General features: G+C 41.2%; 22 protein-coding genes and 1 tRNA gene. All 23 read left to right on the forward strand.

Annotated elements, in window-relative coordinates; all coding sequences use genetic code 11:
• The first annotated feature begins 234 nt into the window (after nucleotides 1-234).
• A complete protein-coding gene (locus DW769_RS04900) occupies nucleotides 235-1,977 on the forward strand; it encodes an AAA family ATPase (RefSeq protein WP_118750044.1) in 1,743 nt (580 codons plus the stop codon).
• 123 nt (nucleotides 1,978-2,100) lie between these two features.
• Nucleotides 2,101-2,340 carry a hypothetical protein gene (locus DW769_RS04905; RefSeq protein WP_118700045.1) on the forward strand — a complete coding sequence of 80 codons (240 nt, stop codon included), beginning with the start codon at nucleotides 2,101-2,103 and terminating at the stop codon, nucleotides 2,338-2,340.
• Nucleotides 2,341-2,415: 75 nt separating this feature from the next.
• Nucleotides 2,416-3,264 carry a TIGR02452 family protein gene (locus DW769_RS04910; protein WP_118750045.1) on the forward strand — a complete coding sequence of 283 codons (849 nt, stop codon included), beginning with the start codon at nucleotides 2,416-2,418 and terminating at the stop codon, nucleotides 3,262-3,264.
• 432 nt (nucleotides 3,265-3,696) lie between these two features.
• Nucleotides 3,697-3,969, forward strand: coding sequence for a hypothetical protein (locus DW769_RS04915; protein ID WP_118750046.1), 273 nt, complete (start codon nucleotides 3,697-3,699; stop codon nucleotides 3,967-3,969).
• Nucleotides 3,966-4,670 (forward strand): metallophosphoesterase, encoded by a 705-nt coding sequence (locus DW769_RS04920; protein WP_118750047.1) that lies wholly within the window; start codon nucleotides 3,966-3,968, stop codon nucleotides 4,668-4,670. Before DW769_RS04915 ends, DW769_RS04920 begins: the two co-directional genes overlap by 4 nt.
• A gap of 306 nt (nucleotides 4,671-4,976) precedes the next feature.
• Entirely contained in the window at nucleotides 4,977-5,486 is a 510-nt protein-coding gene (locus DW769_RS04925) for a L,D-transpeptidase (protein ID WP_158579796.1), read from the forward strand.
• A gap of 16 nt (nucleotides 5,487-5,502) precedes the next feature.
• On the forward strand, nucleotides 5,503-5,763 hold the full coding sequence (locus tag DW769_RS04930; protein WP_117814648.1) for a hypothetical protein: 261 nt from the start codon (nucleotides 5,503-5,505) through the stop codon (nucleotides 5,761-5,763).
• 96 nt (nucleotides 5,764-5,859) lie between these two features.
• Entirely contained in the window at nucleotides 5,860-7,206 is a 1,347-nt protein-coding gene (locus tag DW769_RS04935) for a DUF308 domain-containing protein (RefSeq protein ID WP_118750049.1), read from the forward strand.
• Nucleotides 7,207-7,235: 29 nt separating this feature from the next.
• The gene (locus tag DW769_RS04940; protein WP_118750050.1) at nucleotides 7,236-7,895 is read left to right on the forward strand and encodes a hypothetical protein; all 660 of its coding nucleotides are present in this window, start codon (nucleotides 7,236-7,238) and stop codon (nucleotides 7,893-7,895) included.
• Nucleotides 7,896-7,898: 3 nt separating this feature from the next.
• On the forward strand, nucleotides 7,899-8,468 hold the full coding sequence (locus DW769_RS04945) for a hypothetical protein (protein WP_118750051.1): 570 nt from the start codon (nucleotides 7,899-7,901) through the stop codon (nucleotides 8,466-8,468).
• 62 nt (nucleotides 8,469-8,530) lie between these two features.
• On the forward strand, nucleotides 8,531-9,151 hold the full coding sequence (locus DW769_RS04950; RefSeq protein WP_118750052.1) for a hypothetical protein: 621 nt from the start codon (nucleotides 8,531-8,533) through the stop codon (nucleotides 9,149-9,151).
• 278 nt (nucleotides 9,152-9,429) lie between these two features.
• Nucleotides 9,430-10,560: a WYL domain-containing protein gene (locus tag DW769_RS04955; RefSeq protein ID WP_158554996.1), complete on the forward strand. Its 1,131-nt coding sequence runs from the start codon at nucleotides 9,430-9,432 to the stop codon at nucleotides 10,558-10,560.
• Nucleotides 10,561-10,650: 90 nt separating this feature from the next.
• Nucleotides 10,651-10,932: a hypothetical protein gene (locus DW769_RS04960; protein ID WP_117509814.1), complete on the forward strand. Its 282-nt coding sequence runs from the start codon at nucleotides 10,651-10,653 to the stop codon at nucleotides 10,930-10,932.
• A gap of 128 nt (nucleotides 10,933-11,060) precedes the next feature.
• Nucleotides 11,061-11,549 carry an HAD domain-containing protein gene (locus tag DW769_RS04965; protein ID WP_117509815.1) on the forward strand — a complete coding sequence of 163 codons (489 nt, stop codon included), beginning with the start codon at nucleotides 11,061-11,063 and terminating at the stop codon, nucleotides 11,547-11,549.
• A gap of 103 nt (nucleotides 11,550-11,652) precedes the next feature.
• Nucleotides 11,653-12,087: a hypothetical protein gene (locus DW769_RS04970; protein WP_117509816.1), complete on the forward strand. Its 435-nt coding sequence runs from the start codon at nucleotides 11,653-11,655 to the stop codon at nucleotides 12,085-12,087.
• A 197-nt stretch (nucleotides 12,088-12,284) separates the two neighbouring features.
• Entirely contained in the window at nucleotides 12,285-12,446 is a 162-nt protein-coding gene (locus DW769_RS16360; RefSeq protein WP_156327583.1) for a hypothetical protein, read from the forward strand.
• 12 nt (nucleotides 12,447-12,458) lie between these two features.
• Nucleotides 12,459-12,563, forward strand: a tRNA-OTHER gene (locus DW769_RS16365).
• Between the two features lie 54 nt (nucleotides 12,564-12,617).
• Complete coding sequence (locus DW769_RS04975) at nucleotides 12,618-13,208, forward strand: GNAT family N-acetyltransferase (protein ID WP_055228064.1); 591 nt, start codon at nucleotides 12,618-12,620, stop codon at nucleotides 13,206-13,208.
• Nucleotides 13,198-13,776 (forward strand): hypothetical protein, encoded by a 579-nt coding sequence (locus tag DW769_RS04980; protein WP_118750053.1) that lies wholly within the window; start codon nucleotides 13,198-13,200, stop codon nucleotides 13,774-13,776. Before DW769_RS04975 ends, DW769_RS04980 begins: the two co-directional genes overlap by 11 nt.
• A 183-nt stretch (nucleotides 13,777-13,959) precedes the next feature.
• Nucleotides 13,960-15,222: a hypothetical protein gene (locus DW769_RS04985; protein WP_118750054.1), complete on the forward strand. Its 1,263-nt coding sequence runs from the start codon at nucleotides 13,960-13,962 to the stop codon at nucleotides 15,220-15,222.
• Nucleotides 15,223-15,248: 26 nt separating this feature from the next.
• The gene (locus tag DW769_RS04990; protein WP_055220038.1) at nucleotides 15,249-15,740 is read left to right on the forward strand and encodes a DnaB-like helicase C-terminal domain-containing protein; all 492 of its coding nucleotides are present in this window, start codon (nucleotides 15,249-15,251) and stop codon (nucleotides 15,738-15,740) included.
• Between the two features lie 129 nt (nucleotides 15,741-15,869).
• Complete coding sequence (locus tag DW769_RS04995; RefSeq protein ID WP_055220036.1) at nucleotides 15,870-16,226, forward strand: DUF7352 domain-containing protein; 357 nt, start codon at nucleotides 15,870-15,872, stop codon at nucleotides 16,224-16,226.
• Nucleotides 16,227-16,295: 69 nt separating this feature from the next.
• Nucleotides 16,296-18,359: an AAA family ATPase gene (locus tag DW769_RS05000; protein WP_118750055.1), complete on the forward strand. Its 2,064-nt coding sequence runs from the start codon at nucleotides 16,296-16,298 to the stop codon at nucleotides 18,357-18,359.
• Nucleotides 18,360-18,441: the final 82 nt, after the last annotated feature.

Here is an 18,441-nt window from a genome sequence, read left to right on the forward strand (position 1 = left end):
AATATAAATTTTTAATTAAATTATTTAAATAGGAAAAGTTTAATGCTTTTATTTTGCTTTCCTATTCAGCTCTTTTTAGTGACAGGAGCCAATATAAGATCATAAAAAATTGGACAGATTAGAAACCGATAAGAACCATTGCCAAAGCAAATAAAACCAGCTAAAATAGAGATCAGAACATAAGCGCAGTCGCAGGTGTTAAAAGCCGCAAAAGTTGGAAAGGAAGGTTTCAAGATGAGAAAACCAAAACTCCCGACCGGGATTGACAACTTTAAAAAGATTCGCAATGGAAATTACTATTATGTAGATAAAACTTCCCTTGTAGAACAGATTTTAAATAACGGAAGTGAGGTCACGCTTTTTACGCGCCCACGCCGTTTTGGAAAATCCCTGAATATGAGTATGATTCAGCATTTCTTTGAAATTGGAACGGATCCAGCACTTTTTGACGGCTTGAAGATTTATAAGAATACAGAGGTTTGTGAACAATATATGGGAAAATATCCCGTTATTTCCATCAGCTTAAAAGGAATTGATGCCGATTCCTATGAAAAAGCCCGTGCGCAGCTCATAAAAACAATCAATCGTGAGGCAAGAAGATTTCAATTTCTTCTGGAAAGTGACAAATTGAGCCGGGTTGATAAAGCACTTTTTTCAGAACTTCTGACAAGAAATATGGAAGAAGACACCATTACCAGCAGTCTTCAGGAACTGACAGAACTGTTGGAAGTTCACTATGAACAGCAAGTGGTTGTCCTGATTGACGAATACGATGTTCCGATGGCAAAAGCCCATGAAAATGGATATTATGATGAAATGGTATTGCTGCTTCGAAATATGTTCGGAAATGTTCTAAAGACAAACAGCAGTCTTGCCTTTGCTGTTTTGACGGGCTGCCTGCGAATTGCAAAAGAAAGCATCTTTACCGGACTGAACAATTTCAAAGTATATTCGATTACAAATACAGAATTTGATGAAACCTTCGGTTTTACAGATGAAGAAGTAAAGACCATGCTACATGACTATGAAATGGATGACCGATATGACGAGGTAAAAGAATGGTATGACGGATACCGATTCGGAAAAGCAGATGTGTACTGTCCATGGGATGTTGTGAATTACTGCAATGATCATATCCATAATCCAGAGGTCGAGCCGGAAAATTACTGGATGAATACAAGCGGGAACAGTGTGATTCATCATTTTATCGACAGTATCAATGAACCGGATATGCTCACAAAAACAGAACTGGAATGGCTGGTAAATGGAAAAACAGTGATCAAACAAATCGACGAAATGGTTACCTACAATGACCTGTATTCGACCATGGATCACCTGTGGAGTACACTTTTCATGACAGGATACCTGACGCAGCGCGGAAGAGAAAGTAATGGCCGCTATTGCCTAGCAATTCCAAACCGGGAAATTCGAAATATCATAACAGAACGGATTCTTACACTGTTTCAGCAGGAAGTAAAAAAAGACGGAAAAATGGCAGAACAGTTCTGCCAGGCACTTTTTGACGGAGAAGCAGCAGAGGTGGAAAGCCTTTTGAATTTGTATTTGCAGATGACGGTCAGCGTACGCGATACCTTTGTGCGGAAATCACTGAAAGAAAATTTCTATCATGGAATTCTGCTTGGAATCTTAAGCTATAAAAATGACTGGCGTGTATCTTCCAATCGAGAATCGGGAGAAGGATTCAGCGATATTGTGATTGAAACGGGAAATGCAGAAACAGGAATTGTGATAGAAGTGAAGTATACAGATGAGAAAAAAAATCTGGAAAGAGATTGCCGGAAGGCATTGGAGCAGATTCGAGATAAAGATTATACACAGACACTGTGGCAGGATGGCTATAAGAAAATGGTGCAGTATGGGATTTCATTTCATTTGAAACAGTGTTGTGTGATGGAGGAAGGGATGCAGCGTAAGCGGAATCGAGATGGAGCTCTGAATAGTTACAATTTGTTATAAAATTCAGGGCAGAGATATTGCCCTGAATTTTATATACGGACAAGTTTCTGTCAACATTTTCTGTTCAATATGAGATAAAAGGGCAATATTCAAAAGAAAAAGCCTATCATGAGGAGAAAAAAGATGGAAGAAAAGACAGCAAACATGGCAGAGAATATTCGCGTTACATTCACCGGATTCCACTACATAAAGGATGGTGATTATCCAAATGACTTCGAGGTATGCTTACTGATCCTGAAAGACAACAGCTTAGCAGCAGGCTGCTGGGATACAGGATTATATGCCACGGAAGGCGGCAAGCAGCCAGGTGCATTCCGACAGGCAAGGGGCTACTTTATCGATGCGGACTATGTAAAAGCCTGAACGAAGTTGGAGGATAAGGTGTATAATTTTCAGCAGAACAGCATTGTGTGACTGGGATACGAGAGGAGAATTGCAATGGATAGAAGAAGTAATAATATCGCGATCTTTCAGGACTCCATGGATTTGATAAAAGCAAACCAGAAGCTCCAGCAGGCAGTTCAGTTTTCGATTCAGAACCAAAAGCTGTATGTTCCATCGCAGGCAATTGCACTTCCAGAACCTGGAGAATCATCTTGCAAAACGATTGTTTCATCTAAAAGAAGCTTCGAAGCCGCCTCTGCATACGCAAAAGCCGGAAAGCGAGTCTGCGTCCTGAATTTTGCATCTGCAACTAATCCCGGCGGCGGTGTAACACGGGGAAGTACGGCGCAGGAAGAATGCCTTTGCCGATGCAGCACACTGTATCCATGCCTAGACACAGAAACGATGTGGCATCAGTTCTATCAACCGCATCGGAAAGCAGGTGATCCACTCTATAATGATGATCTGCTGTATACACCAGGAATTGTCGTATTTAAGACCGATACCTCTGCGTCGGAACGAATGGAAGAAAAAGACTGGTATCAGGTAGACATCATTACCTGCGCAGCCCCGAACCTCCGAAAGAAACCAAGCAATGCCATGAACCCGTCCGCAGGAAATGCGCCGGTTAAGATTAATGAGAAAGCACTGTACGAACTTCAGATGCAAAGACTGGAACGTGTTTTTCAGGCGGCAGCATCGAACGGAGCGGAAGTTCTGATTTTAGGCGCGTTTGGCTGTGGCGCTTTCTGTAACCCGCCAAGAATTGTAGCACGGGCATTTCAGAGTGTACAGGAAAAATATGCATCCTATTTTGAAACGATAGAATATGCGGTGTTCTGCGGCAGAAATGATACGTTGAATTATGATACATTCAATCAGGTGCTTGGAGGTAGAAAATAGAATTTATAGCAACCCCGAAAAGAATGCAAAAAATTCAGTACCACAGAGTGTGAATTATTGTGTCACAGATTTTCGTCGTACCCTGGTGCGCTTTAAAATTTGTTCCTTGCGATTCGCATTTTGCAGCATTGTCTTTTTTGCATTATTTTCGGGTTTTTCTATAAACTGGGCTCTGAAAGAACGTAAAAGCGAACAAAAAATATGATTTCATGAAAGGCAGACAAGATTAATTTTTTAAGAATAAAAAGCGTTATACAAATGTCGCCTGTAATAAGTAGAATAAGCTATGACAAACAGGAGAGGGGAAGAGGATAAATGAAGGTTCTGAACTTTGAAGACAGCATTTACAAAGCAAATGCAATCCGCAAGGTATTGAACCAATGCGGCGTGACTAAAATTGAACTGGTGTCAAATGTCGAGGATGGTCTGTAGATGCTGAAGAATGCAGAAGACACTGGGGAACCGTTCGATTTGATTATCACAGATATGCATTATCCCATGAAGCAGGGAGCTGTCAGTGATACGGAGGCGGGAGAAAAGCTGGTTCAGCTCCTGCAGGAGCAGGGCAAACAGACAAAGGTTATCGTATGCTCATCCAGAAATATGAAGCTTCCCGGAGTGTATGGGTGCATCTGGTATTCAGAAATCAGTGACTGGGAAGAAGAGCTGTGCGATCTGGTAAGAGAAATGGAGAAGAATCGATGATTTACGCGATGAGCGATATTCATGGACAGTATGAGCAGTTTCTGACGCTGTTGGAGCAGATTGGTATTCGGAAAGAAGATACTCTTTATATCTTAGGCGATGTAGTCGATCGTGGACCAGAGCCAATGAAAATCCTGAAATACATGATGGCACATTCCAATATCATTCCGATCATAGGAAATCATGAAGTCATGGCGCTGCCGAATTTGAAACTTCTGGTGCCGGAAATTTCGGGGGATTTTCTGGATAAACTGCCGTCGAAGGTGTATCAGGATTTTGCCGACTGGACGCAGAACGGCAGTACCAGTACAATCCAGGATTTTCGTAAACTGCCGCAGGAAGAACGGCACCAGGTAGTACAATATATGAAATCGTTCCGCCCATACGGAAAAGAAATTGTTAATGGGCAGGAATACTGGCTGGTGCATGCCGGACTGGATCATTTTTCGGAAACAAAACGTCTGGAAGAATATTCTGTAGATGATCTGGTATGGACGCGGATTGATTACGAAATTCCATATTTCGATGATATCATTGTAGTCAGCGGGCATACACCGACACAGAACATCCTTGGAAACAGCCGTCCGGGGTATATTTTTAAAGAAAACCATCACATTGCGATCGACTGCGGAGCAGGGAAAAGCAATGGAAGACTGGCGGCAATCTGCCTGGATACAGGGAAAGAATATTATGCGAGGTAAATGCTGCAAAGAGCAAAAGAATGCGAACTGGAACAGCTGATCCATGATGTTTTTTGTTATGATGTGACGGGAAAAATTCTTGGGGTAGAAGATGGAAAGCAAGAATATAAATCATACTTTTCAAGTGCATGGTCGCGGATAGAGTGAATTATCAGATAAAAGATGAATAAACGAGAAAAAAACAAATTTATATTAAAATAATGAAAAAAAGAATGGCAAAAGAAAGCGAGCTGCGTTATAATAAAAAATAATTAAAGTGTGTAATGAAAAATTAATGAAATGAGTCTAGGAGAAAACAGAAAAGTAATGGAAAATGACATTTATATCGCCAAAAAGAGAATCAGTACAGAAAATTTTTTGTTGAAACTGAATCGACAGGCACATCAGCTTGAAGTTTATAAAAAAGCAGATGGGCAGGCTCTGCGGAAGAACTACAGCATCCGAAAGGATTTTGTCCCGTGTGAATATACGATTTATGAAAAAATCAAGGAAATGCCATGCCTGTTCGGCCGCGAAGATTCCCCAACTCCTTATGGTGTGTTTGATATTGTAAAAAAATCAAAGGTAAAAGAAGAATATATCAGCGGCTATCATAAAAAGTATGAACGGATAAAATTTTTTGGCTATCTGGTGATTTTCGAAGACTACTTTATTCACAGTGATCTTTATATGGACAGAGTGACATCTGAAACATTTGAGCAGGCAGAGCCAATCAGCAACGGAGATACCGGCACGGCAGGCTGCATTCGGGTCAGCCAGAAAGATGTAGAGTGGCTGCTGGAAAATATAGAAGTAGGGACTACGGTAATCCTTTGAGGGGATGGAAAAAAAGATGGTATTTGCAATTATATTATTTGTTTTACTCCTTGGGTATTATGGAATTGTAAAAGGTGAGGAGGATTCCTTAAAAGCTTTTTTCATCATTATCGGCATTGTGGTTGTACTATGGGGAATTGGGACGTTGTTTAAAGATAATAATGGCTTAGATGATGAAGATTATGAGAAAATCAGAATATATGAAGAAAATCATAAAGATGATGGAAAGGATACAAGGGAACAAGGCGAAATTCTATGGCAGAAGATGAAAAATTGAGGTCAGATGGAATAGACCCTGATGAATATAGAGAACGACATAATTATTAAAATGTGCGAAAAATTAGGAGAATTTCTTTGAGTGGATAGGTGAGAAATGGAAAAATATTGGGAAGGTGTTAAAAATACAGAAGAAATAGACAGAGGGCTCTATATTATACTTCCTCTGCGGTACCAGGGAGATTTTCAGAAAATACCGTTTAGTGCGAAAAAAACAAATACAGACCAGAATAATAAATCAGATGAAGAAAGGGATCGCTCCGGATTTGATTCCGATGATTTTCTGGAAATTCTATCTATAAAATGCCGTTCTGGTGAATTTGTCAAAAGGTGTATGCTGGAGGAGACGGTTGCAACGGTAAAGAGAAAATGGAAAGAAGCAGTAAAGATCCCCTTTCCTTATGATCTGACGCAATTGCAAGTATTTTCTTTCAACAATGGAATTGCCTTTTTAACTGTGTATCTGGCATATAAAAATAAAGACGTCCAGGAAATTTATCAGTTAATCAATCCGGGATACATAGATGATAAAAAACAGGAAATTCAGGACAGTCTGTTAGCAATTTTAGAACAGGAAGTATTTGAATCATGGCATAAGGAATATGGCGTTCAGTTAAAATGGTTCGGCCAAAGCGAAAAAACAAAAATCTACATGATGAAAGAAGCTTACCGACTGAATGTGGCGGCACTTCCGAAACGTTTTGAAGAACGGAAGATTGCGGAGAAAATTGCCTATAATGAACATCAGCTGATTGATGTAACGAAGGAGTTTTCCGATTTATCGGAGAAAGATGTTGAGTATGCATCTGGGGCAAGGGATGTAAATGACAGCCATTATGGATGGGCATGTGCAATTACATCACAGGAGATTGCCTATGCGTATGGTCCAAAACCGGGGAAAACAGTTCCAATTACAGCAGAAGCATTGCCAGAACGAGCAGAAGACGATCTGGAACTAACGATGATTGTAATGTATCAAAAATATACTTGTATGCTGTTGAATGAAAAAATCCATGAGAGATTTCAGGGGATTTCAGCTCAGAGTATTCGAGGACTGAAAAAAGAAGCATTGGAATTCATCGCATACGGAACACTGACACCATCCCAGGTGTCAAAATGGAATAATGTCTGTGAGACATATCGAGCGCTGCAGAAAGAAAATGGCGTGAATGAAGCACTGGATGAGATCAAAGAAAAAATCGAACTGTTAAACGAAGAACAGGATCACATCGACAGCAGGCGGGAATCACGCGTGAGTATGATTATTGCGGTATTTGGATTCGTTTCCATTGTCGCGGCGGCGTTGCAGATATTAGATTATTTGAGTTCAGGGAAAGGGGTGATGATTGGGGGATTTGTTGGTGCTGTGAGTGGTATTTTGACAATCACCTTATACTATTTCAAAAAAATAGAAAACAAGAGTAAAAATAACGAGATTATTTGAAATTTGATACTTGGTTTGGAGGAAAAACTATGATTTACTATAAAAATGCTGAGGAAAAAATAAAAGAAATTACAAGATCGTATGACTTTGGAAATATATGTGACTTAGAAAATCGTGAAATTGAGGCAGAGGAATCTAGTTTTGATACAAGTTCCTATAATTTTCATATTATATCTAAGAATGAAAATGAAATAGCAACATTAATAAAAGAAAGTCGAAAAATTTTGGTGGACGAAATAAAAAAACAGGGAAATACAATTCAATGTAAGCGATCAATTGGTGATATTAAGGAAAGCAATAAACCAGCTTATATTTGTAGTTTAGGAAATAGATCGAGTTTAAAAATTGATCCGTTACAAATGGAATGTTATGTTGCAATATGCTATAAGAAATGTCTGGGGATGATATGTTTTGAACAGATGTTTGTTGAAAAGGACAAAGTGTGGTGTGCTCCGGGTAGAATTCAATATTATAAATGCCCGATAGAAGATGGTGTAATAAGAAATATAAATCAAAATAAAAAAGGAGAATTCGATTGCTGTTATCCAATGAAAAATATGGATAAAAATGAACAGCCTGATGGAAGAGGAGTATATAATTCAAAATATACAGTATGTGATATTAAAGGCAATGGACAGGAAATAGTTGACAGGATTATAAATGAACTTTTAGAAATTCTAAAAGAATAACATTTGGTTAGGGAGAAAAAAATATGGAGTGAAGATATTAAAGAAAATATAAGTGAGAAATTAATAATGAAAGCGTATGAATTTGCAAATATGTTGTTAAATAATAATAAAGACACACCATTAACAGACAAGTTTGAAAATGAAAAAGATGAAAATGGAATTAGAAAATATGCACAGAAAGGTGAAAGATGGTGGGATGAGTCAACCGGAAGCCAAAAAGAACATTTAGTGTGCTGGTTTATGCGGAAAACTTATGAAAATGGAAGTACGCAAAAATGTATTGATGACAATTTTACATATAAATGTCCAGAATGTTATTTTGTGAGTTCTGGAAAACGAGTGGATTGTAATCAGGAAATAAACGCTAAAAAAATTTTTAATCATATGCAAAGGCCAGAAATGTATTTTTATATTGCAGAAGCTTTTGAGATATTAGATGAAAAAAAATTGTCTTGTTGTATTAATGAAGTAAAAGAAGCAAAAAGAACAGGAAAAAGCTGGAAAGAAATTATACGTAAATATTTACCATGGGAAAAAGTAGAAACAAAATTAATAAATAGGGATATAAACTAACAAAGAATTTTATGAAGAAATTGTTAAGTATCTATCTGCTTAAATCATAAAAAGGATTTAAAATGAATGCAGATGAGTTAGTCAAACAAGATAAAGTCCTTATCATGTTCGAACATAAATACAACCAGGAAAAATATGATCAATCCGGAGCAGATTTTTCATCCTGTTCCTACGAGTTTTTCTATTCCAATCATCCGTTTTTGCGGACAGGTTTATGGAGCGGAACCATGCGTCTACGCTATGCGTATGTTGTCGATTTGAAAAACAAAAGTTTCAAACTGGCATCCCAATGGAAACCCAAGGTACCGTCTTACGACACGAAAGAGAAGTACGAACGCACAGAGCTGAATGAAATTTATAACACGCTACAAAAAGAACTGGATGGAATTGCGGATCAGGTACAGGCAGAATATCTTGAGATGCAGCGAAAAGCAGCCAGGGCAGCGTATGTGAGGGCATGTTTTGATCCGGTTAACGGACGTGAGGATAAAGAAGCATTAGGAGAATATGACCGCGCCGAACAGGAATTTGTGAAATCTTTGTATACTTTGGCAGAAGCTGTCATGAAAAGAAAGGAATGCACCGTGATTTACGATTTTCTGTCGGAATCAGGCACGCTGACCAATAGCAGAATTTCTATGCTCGCATTTCTTGCTGCGATTGAAAAAACAAGAATCTGGTAATGGACAGAAACTCCCGAAAGAAGGACAATAGAAAAAAGAAAAGCAATTTGATGATGTTATGCATGCTGCCCGGAGAATGGGCAGCATGATTTTTTAAAATTCATAAGGCGTTACACAAACAACGCTTGCGAATGCTAGAATGGCCTCAACAAAGAAAAAAAGACCGAAAATGAAATAGGATCAAGGAAAAATCCAGCAACTGGATACTCAGATTAAGTGGAGGAATACAAACAATGGGCTTAAAGAACGATATAAAATTTAAAATTTTACAGGAGCTAATGCAAGAGACAAATATAGAAAGACCAATATCCATTTGGAAACTGCGCGATGCTGTTTATGGGGAAATTTCCGTAGAGGGAGACAAAGAGAAGAAAAAGAACAAACGCGATAACCAGATCAGAACTGTAAAAAAGGATGTCTTTGAACTGGAAGCGGAAGGCATTGTTACGATCACCGAGATGGATGAGGATGGAAAGATAGATAATAAAAAGAATATTATCTATTACAATCATCCACTGAGTCAGAAAAAACTGCCATTTCTGATTGAACATACTTTTACCATGACAGCAACGATGGAGGAAAAACAGGAAATTATTCGAGATCTGATCACCTGTGCCGGAGTAGGAAATATTAAGAAATATCATTGCTATCTGGAAAGGTTTTCCCCGGAATATTTATTAGATGATGTGGGAAAAGCGAAGGTTTCAAAAGAACGGAAATATCCGAAAATACCGCAGATGGAAGGCGAAGAGGTCGTCCGCCGGGCAGAACCGTGCCACTATACAAATCTGCATGAGAATATGAGCAGAATCTTTGAAGCACTGAGCAATCAGACAGGACAGTTTTTTCGGAAAATCTCATTTAAACTCATACAGTATACGAAATCAGGGGAGCGTGCTTATGTCGATGGTGGAAAGGTCTATGTCATTTCACCTTATTTCATCAGCAGTTCAAATGGGAAACTGTGGCTGGTTGGAAACCATGAGCCGTATCAGGGTTTGTCCAATTATCCGATTGAACGCATGGACGAAATTCAGGTGCTTGAGCCGGGTGAGGGAAGATACCGTCCGATGTCTGAACTGGAAGACGAGAACAGGAAGCTGGATAAGTATCGTTATGTAGCGGAACACCAGGGCGGCAGCTATGGCAGTGTGGAACCCATTATTTTACGGGTGCGGAAAACGCCAAATGCTTATACCGTCATGTACCACACGTTTGATGACGAATTCTATTTTCTGAAAGGCGGAACTGAGGAATATGATCGGGTGCTGGTATATCGAACCGCGTATTTCATTGCAAACTGGGCGATGATGAATTCACGGGATGTCATCGTGGAGACACCGGCGGTACAGGAGCTGATTCGGAATAAAATGAAAGAACTGGAAGGGCTTTATCAGACCAATGAATAAACCAGAAGTTCAATGAAAAATTCTGGAAAGTGTGTAAAAATAGGGAAATATAAAAATTTTTGCAGGGTGCGTAAGGAGGCGTTTGTTACGATGACAGAACAAGGTAAGGTTCATTATCTACTGGTGCGTGGCTATGAGGAATTTCATGATGAGGATGAGTGGCTTGGAATTTATTCCACTTGGGAAAATGCAATTGCTGCATATGAGAGAGAACATGCTGCGCTGGAAAGAGAAAAGGCGAGAGATCTGGAAACCTTTGGCGAACGGGCTATGCAGCTTGCCATGCGTGAAGAAATCCAGATTCACAGCTTTGAGGAAACGACGGGAAGATGGCGATACCATCTCCAGTCAAAAGAAAATCTGCAGAAATGAAAAATGGAATTGTAGTATGAATTATTTTTTTGTTCCGCAAGAAGCGTTACACAAACAACGCCTATTGCGGATAGAATAGGCACATAACAAAAAGCTGTTTCAGATCCAAGGTCAGGGAGGAAAGATACATGTGTAAAAGACATAAACGTTTTGTGATATTTCTGGATGTTGACGGAGTGCTGAATACCACAACCACAGTCCAGAAAACCCCGGATGGATATACGGGGATTGATGATGCACGAGTGGAAGTCCTGGCAAAGACAATTGAAAAAATTGGTGGAGCAGATCTTGTTTTGTCTTCCGACTGGAAAGAAATGAAACCGACAGATGATGATTATGTGTATCTCATTTCTAAACTTGCTTTGTGCGGGCTGTCGATCGATGGGCAGACACAGGATCAGATGTACAAAAGGGGAGAAGGGATTTTGAAATACCTGAAAGCACATCCGGAGATTGAAGAGTATGTAGTTCTGGATGACTGCAGATTTGACTTTCAAAAGGACCGAAAACTCTGGGAACATCTGCTGCTCACCAATGGAATCGAAAACGCACAATTTGCATCGGAAACCCCGGCGGTGGAGGCAATCGTGTTTAGGGATTATCTGAAGCTGTTTTGAAACAGGAGTACTCAAATGAGAAAGAGAATCAGCAGAATGATAGGAAATATATTGTAAAGTGACAAAAAAGTTTTTCTGCGCCAGATACTGAAGGAGGAGCAAAATGAAAAATCAAATTACAAAAGAAACCGTCTATCGTATCCCAGCTGATGTGAAGAGAGAAAGTGCTGTGACCCTGCAGGAAAAGCATCTGCTTCAGAAATTCACCAATATTCTCCGCGAGGATGGGAAAAATTACTGGTTCAATGCGGAGAGATTTCTGCGGACAGCGGAAGAATACAACTTTACAGTTTCAAGCATGATGAGAGACATCGAATTATCAGAGTATGTGGAGGAAGAAGAGATTCCAAGTCTTAAGACGCTTCGCAGATTACTCAATTATTGTGAATATCCAGATGAGAAGCTTGTGGTCGGAATTCAGGCGATTAAACGGATTGGAAAAGCGCTGTACGGGAATCAAAATGCGTTCCTTGAAAATATCGATGAAGAGAGTCTTAGCTGCATGGCAGAGCAGTATCTGAAGATTCGGGAACAGTGAAAGTAAAATCCTGTGAAACAGAAAAGTGGCCAAAAGAGTGTCCACATGCAGGAACGGTTCCATGATAAGATAAGGCATACCCGGAAAGTAAACCACAAGTTCAATGCAAATGCCGGAGAGAAGTGGAATAATAGGAGTACATCAGAACACCGGCGGATGCATCAGAATACCGAACAGATCAGGAGGAACAACTCGATATGACGTTGAACGAACTTTTCGCAATTCAGGAAGCAGACGTAACAAAAGAATTCCTGTTGAAAGCCGGCTGGAGTGAGATCGCAGAAGAACCGGCGGAGATATTCCGGCGGAGCAGGCTGGTTCCTGACAGAGTGGAATCACATAAGGAATACAAAAGTTAAAAGAGAAATATGAGTGAGGTAGCTCAGCCATGGTAGAGCAGAGAAACCAAGCCGATCATGGGTGTGGTCGGTACAGCAAAAGATCTATTGTCGCTGGTTCGATTCCAGCCCTCACTCCTGAAACATGAAAACTCACAGTCAACGTACAAAAGAATGGAGACGAGATCACAAATGAACACAGGATCTGCAATCGAAACTGAAAGATTATTCCTTCTCCCAAGCCGGACGGACAGAGACTCCGAGGCATTTTTACAAATGCTGCGGGATGATGGCGACTTCTACATATTCTGCGGAGTCAGCCCATCCGAAAAACATGTGATGGGGTTTGCCAACTACTTTGAGAGAACCGATCATGAGCTTTGCACCTATTCCATTTTTCCCAAACAGCAGAAAGACAAGTTTATTGGTTACGTAGGCGTACATAGAGAAATGGAAGACGAATACGAAATTGAATTTTATATCGCCAGAGAATACCGAAGAAACGGCTACTGTGAAGAAGCCAGCCGAGAGCTGATTAATCAGCTCTTTGGTGATGGGGTTTCTGCAAACGGAAAGAATCTTTTCATCGATAAGCTGTATGTGACAACCCAGACAGAAAATGAACCAACGATCAGCCTGCTGCGGAAGCTGGGGTTCAGAGAAGTAGAGGACGGCCCGGTCATGGTTGTGCTGGGTAACATTTTCGAAAAAGAAGATAATTTTTTCGCACACGAAGTAGTAAAACTGGTACTGACAAAGGAAGAGTTTTCTGATGGCAATTAAATTTGAAGAACTGAGAAAATATGTTGCACGCAATGTCCGCTTATCCATCTGTTTTGAGGATGGTTATTACCACGATTATCTGATGATGTCAGACATTCCGGAACAGAAATATGCTGGCTTTTACATCTATGGAGTCGGAATGGTGGATGTGGAATTTTCCAGAGATGTCTATATGGCTTTGCCGGAACCGGAAGGAGAATGCTGGTGTAGCAAAGATGATACAATGAAACCTGCGATGGAACTTATGATTTCGGAAGAACCGCGGGATATCAAACGGAGTGTGGAACAGAAGCTTTTGTTCCGTGACCTAAAACCGTATCTGCAGATCGGCAGACATTTTTCTATCGTAAATCGAAATGACTGGTCATCTGAATACTATGAATATCGGAGTGAGATACCGGAGAAATACGATGATATGTATGTGTACGGCATCGGAATGGAAGAGTGTCTACATGTTGAGAAAACGTGGATGGATGTTCAGTATGAAACGGTTCGCAGGAAGCAGATGGTAATTGTGCTTTCTAATCAGCTGAGAGAAGATCTGAGGTCAATGTTCATGCAGCAGTGAAATACTTACTGTTTCGATGCGTAAGAATGTGATTCAGATGTGAGCAACCCTCCCTTTGCGAAGCAAAATTTTAAATGAGAGCTGTGAATGTTCCAGTTCGCTGGGGCCGAGTGAACTGGGACGAGCTGGGAACAGAGTAGTCAAACATTTTTCATTCAACAAAAAGGAAAGAAGGCTAGACATATGGATAGAGATCATACTTTTGATTTACCGGATTTAACAGAAGATTTCTGGAAAACAGTTGTGTTTGCACAGAAGGAACATCCTTCTGGAATGGGAGGCCCGGGCTGTGTATGGCTGGTCAGCGAAGACGGCAAAGTATACTTTTTCGGTTTTGAAGAGACACCATTTTACAAATGCGACGAGCTTTTTCCGATCTTTGAGACGACCGATGAAAGAATTGGCCGGCATTACAAATACAAAGCAGAAGATCACGGATGGAAATATCTGGAGAAAGAAAATGCACTGATCCGGGAAGATATTCTGGATGCTTACAGCAAAGCGGCTGCAGAGGAGAAACAGACAAATGAAAAGTTCTGGTATTTGTATGGACCCAAGCTGGCAGGACTGGCAATTGGTGTGGATCATCTGGAACGGTATGATTATATTGGAAGCGTTCTTTACATGGAAAAAATAGAACAGGAAATGGCGGAGCATCAGAAAACATGGGAAAAAGACAAGCTGACGGAGAACGAATTTGACTGGAAACCGATGCATATGAACAATATTCCGGACAATCCCGAGATGGGTGTTTACGCACTGCTGATGAGAAGGGATGACGGAAAAATCAAGGGTGTAAAATACTCAATTCTGTATCAGTACGAGGAAATCAGTCCTATGCTGTTTGACAGTGATGCAGAGATAGAAGCGTATATTCTTTTCTGTGAGGATTACGATGATATCATTGGTCCGTGGGACTATCATTCCGTCAGCAGACAGGAATGTGCAGAGCTTTACGGAAAAGAAAATCATTTCCCACCAGAGCTGGCATATTATGACTGGATCACGTTTTCGGATGGTGATATTCACAATTTCGGCAGATTTCTCCGCACATTCCAGAGTCTGGAAGAAGCCAAAGAATACGCGATGTATTATGCCAACGTGAACAGCGGCGGAATCAACAGGAAAACAATTCTGAAACAGGAAGAGGAATCCAGAATGGAAGACCATGCAAACCGCATTGCGCATTACGAGGCATATCAGATGTATCGAAAGCATTATAAAGAAATTCTGGATGCTATCAGCGAAGAAAACTGTTTCCCGGATTCCTGCAGCGGAGGCGGTGTGTATCTGCGTGATGCAATTTTAAAGAAAGTACCAGAAATCACAGAAGAACAGCTCAGGATAATCTGGAGAGAACTTCCATTTGTGCTCGAGAAGAGAACGCAGGAATGGATTGAACGGGAAAAGCAGTTCAGTGAGAACTATATCCGGAAGCATAGATAAGAGAAAAAGGATGGGGGAAAAGAAGGATGATTTTCCTGGCGGGATCTGAGGCGAGCGGAAAAACGAAAAAAGCGTTTGCATATGGCTGGAAAGAGCGAAAAACCAGCGAGGATGGAGTTCTCCTTTTTTCACTGCAGCATGAAAAGAAGGAGATGTGGAAGATTCTGCAGAGCATGTACGGGCAGGAGGAGCTTTCCAAGATAGAAATTGATGATACACCAGCGATAATGGTGGAGAGAATGGCAGAAATCATAGCGCAGAAAGCAGAGAATGGAGCAATTTCTGTTTTTGTGATTGATGAAGTGCCGATGATGACGAGCAGGAAAAACTTTACCGACAGAAAAGAAGAGCTGCGGTATATGATTGGTCTGCTGAAAAAATGTGAGAAAAAAGAACGTGTTGTGATTGTAGCTGTTATTCCGGTATCGAAATACTGTACAGAAATGCAGAAGAAAAAAGAAGTGAGTACCTGTTATGGAGAAATAGAAAAACCAGAAAATTGTCTGGTTTTCGTATAGACAAGAACCTGTCCACATACGGAATACGGCTGGTGGTAAGATGACAGATAGAAAAAGATAATAAAATGTTCCGGTTTCAAAAAACAGTGAATCGGAACAATAGGAGTTCGTAGGGATGGAGGAAAGCAAATGCTGATTTACAAAGAACAATTACCAGAAGATACCATGGATGTCCGGCTGCTGGAACTGCCGTTTTCAACGGTGGAAGCAGCAAGAAAAGCAGTTTTAAAAATAGACATGCAGTATGGCACTCCGTGTATGTGGTATCAGGCAGATGCGGAGGAACAATGCTTGATCAGCGGGAAAAAGAACTCATTTTTGGTAATGGCGATCGGGACAGGGCATGACTGGGGGCATGTTCTATCACGTGATGGTTATATTGGAACGGCATTATTGTATGACGGTGCACTGGTATTGCATTATTTTCTGCTGGAAAAGCCGAACACGGAAAAGACAGAGACTGAAAAACAGGAAACGAAACAGTAAGAAAATACTTGCAGATAAGATACTCAAGGAATACAAAAAAACCGGACAGGACCAGGGAGGTATCATCGAATGATTCTTTACAAATACACGGCAGACTGTTCAAAACTGAATCTGGAACAGGAAGATGCAACGAAGGAAAGATATGAGGGCCTCTATCCCCGGCGAAGTGACATTGCGGAATGGAACAGTAAATTTTACACAGCCTACCGTACAGAAAAGAAGTTTTTCATTATGATCAGTGATATTCGGAAGGATAAGATGACGATTGTAGCTGAACTTGAAATGGAAGTGGATCCTCGGGAATGTGTGGATTATATTCGGAAGATACTGCCGGAAATGGAGCTGCTTGCATGTGAGGAGATCACAAGTGATGAGTTTTACAAAGAAATGGTCCGGACAGAACGGAATAACTGGACGGAGTGCTACATCCGGTCAATGAAGGAGGACTTAAAGCTTGCTACGGAACCGGAGCACAGCTATTATGAACCTGTTGCGTATCAGGTAAGTGAACGGATTTATACCGCTCAAAACATAACCAGACAAAAGCAGGCGGAGCAGATGCAGGAAATTATGGCATCGGAGAGCTTCTATGAAGAGATGGAGCGGATTTATGCTCCGGAAAATGAAAAACGTTTTGTTGTGCATCCCGTGCATTATCTGATCACAGCCGGGGACAAAGCGGCTGCGGATGATATGATGGATATTCTGATTCCAGCCCTTCTGGAGAATCAGAGACTGCTGAGCGGCAGGGCTTATGATGTACAGAAGATGACACATAAAGCAGAACGGGAAGGAAATTTTGAAAATATTTTCTCCGGTGCCAAAGGTGGTATGGTGATCTTAAGTCTGGAAGGCGAAAAGAGTACCGGAATGTATGCCACCGGCAACTATGATCTGGCGAAAGCACTTGGGAATAAGCTGAATGAGTATGGAAATTCTACCTTATTTATCTTTGTAGATATTTCCGGAAATCGCAGTGTATCGGATGATACGATAGCGGAAATCCTTTCCAATGCGGATCTGATTCAGATTCAGGAAGGCCAGGGAGATCTGAAGCGGGCGTCTGCTTATCTGAAACGTCTGGCGGAGAAAACGGAGTATCACGATTACACGATAGACGAGCTGACGCAGTATCTCCCGAAAGAGAAGAAGCTGTATTCGGTTTCGGATATTTATAACGCTTACAACCGCTGGTATGGCCGCGGATTGAAAACCCATATCTACAAGGCCTATAAGGAAAAAGACCTGATCAAAATTGAGCTGAAAAAGAAGACAGATAAGCCTTACCTGGAGCTGCAGAAAATGGTAGGCCTGTCGGAGGTAAAGAAAGTGACAGATGAGATTCTGGCGGCGGCCAAAATGCAGAAAATGCGGAAACAGATGGGTCTTCCGGGGGTTCAGTCATCCATGCATATGCTGTTTTCCGGAAATCCAGGGACAGCAAAGACAACCGTGGCGCGTCTGCTATCCCAGGTCTTGAAGGAAGAGGAAGTGCTGAAATATGGCCACATTGTCGAGTGCGGCAGGCAGGATCTGGTCGGAAAGTACGTCGGCTGGACAGCACAGATTGTTGAGAATAAATTTCAGGCGGCGCGTGGCGGCATTCTGTTTATCGATGAGGCGTATTCTCTTGTAGAAGACAACCGCACGTATGGCGCCGAGGCAATCAATACCATTGTGCAGGAGATGGAGAATTACCGGGATGAGGTCATTGTCATTTTTGCAGGATATCCGGAGAAGATGAAGGGATTTCTGGAGCAGAATGAAGGTCTTGCAAGCCGCATTGCCTTTCACCTGAATTTCCCGGATTACTCGCCGGAAGAGCTGACGCAGATTCTGGATCTGATGCTGGAAAAATCGGAATACCGGATGGACGAAAGAACAAGGGAAAAATGCTTTTCCATCTGCGTCAATGCATGTCGGGAAGAAAATTACGGCAATGGACGGTTTGTCAGAAACCTGCTGGATCACGCTATCATGCGCCAGGCAGACCGCCTGATTCGGGAACATCAGAATGGTATGCTGGGAAAAGAGGAGGCCTGTCTTCTGACGGCGGACGATTTCGAGATGATCGGCCTGAAAAAGAAACCGCAGATCCGGCAGATCGGGTTCTGCGCCGGGCGAACAGCATAAAAATTAAACCAGCGGTTAAGTGCAGAAAACGAAAACATGTGATACAGTATATACATGAAGATTGCGGGAGTGCAAAGCACGT

The organism is Blautia sp. AM29-29, assembly GCF_003480555.1.
Lineage (GTDB): Bacteria > Bacillota > Clostridia > Lachnospirales > Lachnospiraceae > Fusicatenibacter > Fusicatenibacter saccharivorans.

What these genes read in the sequence shown, in the direction of transcription:
- DW769_RS04975 (WP_055228064.1), top strand. Translation starts at nt 12,618, where the DNA reads ATGAACACAGGATCTGCAATCGAAACTGAAAGATTATTCCTTCTCCCA.
- DW769_RS04925 (WP_158579796.1), top strand. Translation starts at nt 4,977, where the DNA reads ATGGAAAATGACATTTATATCGCCAAAAAGAGAATCAGTACAGAAAAT.
- DW769_RS05000 (WP_118750055.1), top strand. Translation starts at nt 16,296, where the DNA reads ATGATTCTTTACAAATACACGGCAGACTGTTCAAAACTGAATCTGGAA.
- DW769_RS04985 (WP_118750054.1), top strand. Translation starts at nt 13,960, where the DNA reads ATGGATAGAGATCATACTTTTGATTTACCGGATTTAACAGAAGATTTC.
- DW769_RS04900 (WP_118750044.1), top strand. Translation starts at nt 235, where the DNA reads ATGAGAAAACCAAAACTCCCGACCGGGATTGACAACTTTAAAAAGATT.
- DW769_RS04950 (WP_118750052.1), top strand. Translation starts at nt 8,531, where the DNA reads ATGAATGCAGATGAGTTAGTCAAACAAGATAAAGTCCTTATCATGTTC.
- DW769_RS04970 (WP_117509816.1), top strand. Translation starts at nt 11,653, where the DNA reads ATGAAAAATCAAATTACAAAAGAAACCGTCTATCGTATCCCAGCTGAT.
- DW769_RS04990 (WP_055220038.1), top strand. Translation starts at nt 15,249, where the DNA reads ATGATTTTCCTGGCGGGATCTGAGGCGAGCGGAAAAACGAAAAAAGCG.
- DW769_RS04995 (WP_055220036.1), top strand. Translation starts at nt 15,870, where the DNA reads ATGCTGATTTACAAAGAACAATTACCAGAAGATACCATGGATGTCCGG.
- DW769_RS04955 (WP_158554996.1), top strand. Translation starts at nt 9,430, where the DNA reads ATGCAAGAGACAAATATAGAAAGACCAATATCCATTTGGAAACTGCGC.
- DW769_RS04905 (WP_118700045.1), top strand. Translation starts at nt 2,101, where the DNA reads ATGGAAGAAAAGACAGCAAACATGGCAGAGAATATTCGCGTTACATTC.
- DW769_RS04965 (WP_117509815.1), top strand. Translation starts at nt 11,061, where the DNA reads ATGTGTAAAAGACATAAACGTTTTGTGATATTTCTGGATGTTGACGGA.
- DW769_RS04920 (WP_118750047.1), top strand. Translation starts at nt 3,966, where the DNA reads ATGATTTACGCGATGAGCGATATTCATGGACAGTATGAGCAGTTTCTG.
- DW769_RS04940 (WP_118750050.1), top strand. Translation starts at nt 7,236, where the DNA reads ATGATTTACTATAAAAATGCTGAGGAAAAAATAAAAGAAATTACAAGA.
- DW769_RS04980 (WP_118750053.1), top strand. Translation starts at nt 13,198, where the DNA reads ATGGCAATTAAATTTGAAGAACTGAGAAAATATGTTGCACGCAATGTC.
- DW769_RS04915 (WP_118750046.1), top strand. Translation starts at nt 3,697, where the DNA reads ATGCTGAAGAATGCAGAAGACACTGGGGAACCGTTCGATTTGATTATC.
- DW769_RS04930 (WP_117814648.1), top strand. Translation starts at nt 5,503, where the DNA reads ATGGTATTTGCAATTATATTATTTGTTTTACTCCTTGGGTATTATGGA.
- DW769_RS16360 (WP_156327583.1), top strand. Translation starts at nt 12,285, where the DNA reads ATGACGTTGAACGAACTTTTCGCAATTCAGGAAGCAGACGTAACAAAA.
- DW769_RS04960 (WP_117509814.1), top strand. Translation starts at nt 10,651, where the DNA reads ATGACAGAACAAGGTAAGGTTCATTATCTACTGGTGCGTGGCTATGAG.
- DW769_RS04935 (WP_118750049.1), top strand. Translation starts at nt 5,860, where the DNA reads ATGGAAAAATATTGGGAAGGTGTTAAAAATACAGAAGAAATAGACAGA.
- DW769_RS04910 (WP_118750045.1), top strand. Translation starts at nt 2,416, where the DNA reads ATGGATAGAAGAAGTAATAATATCGCGATCTTTCAGGACTCCATGGAT.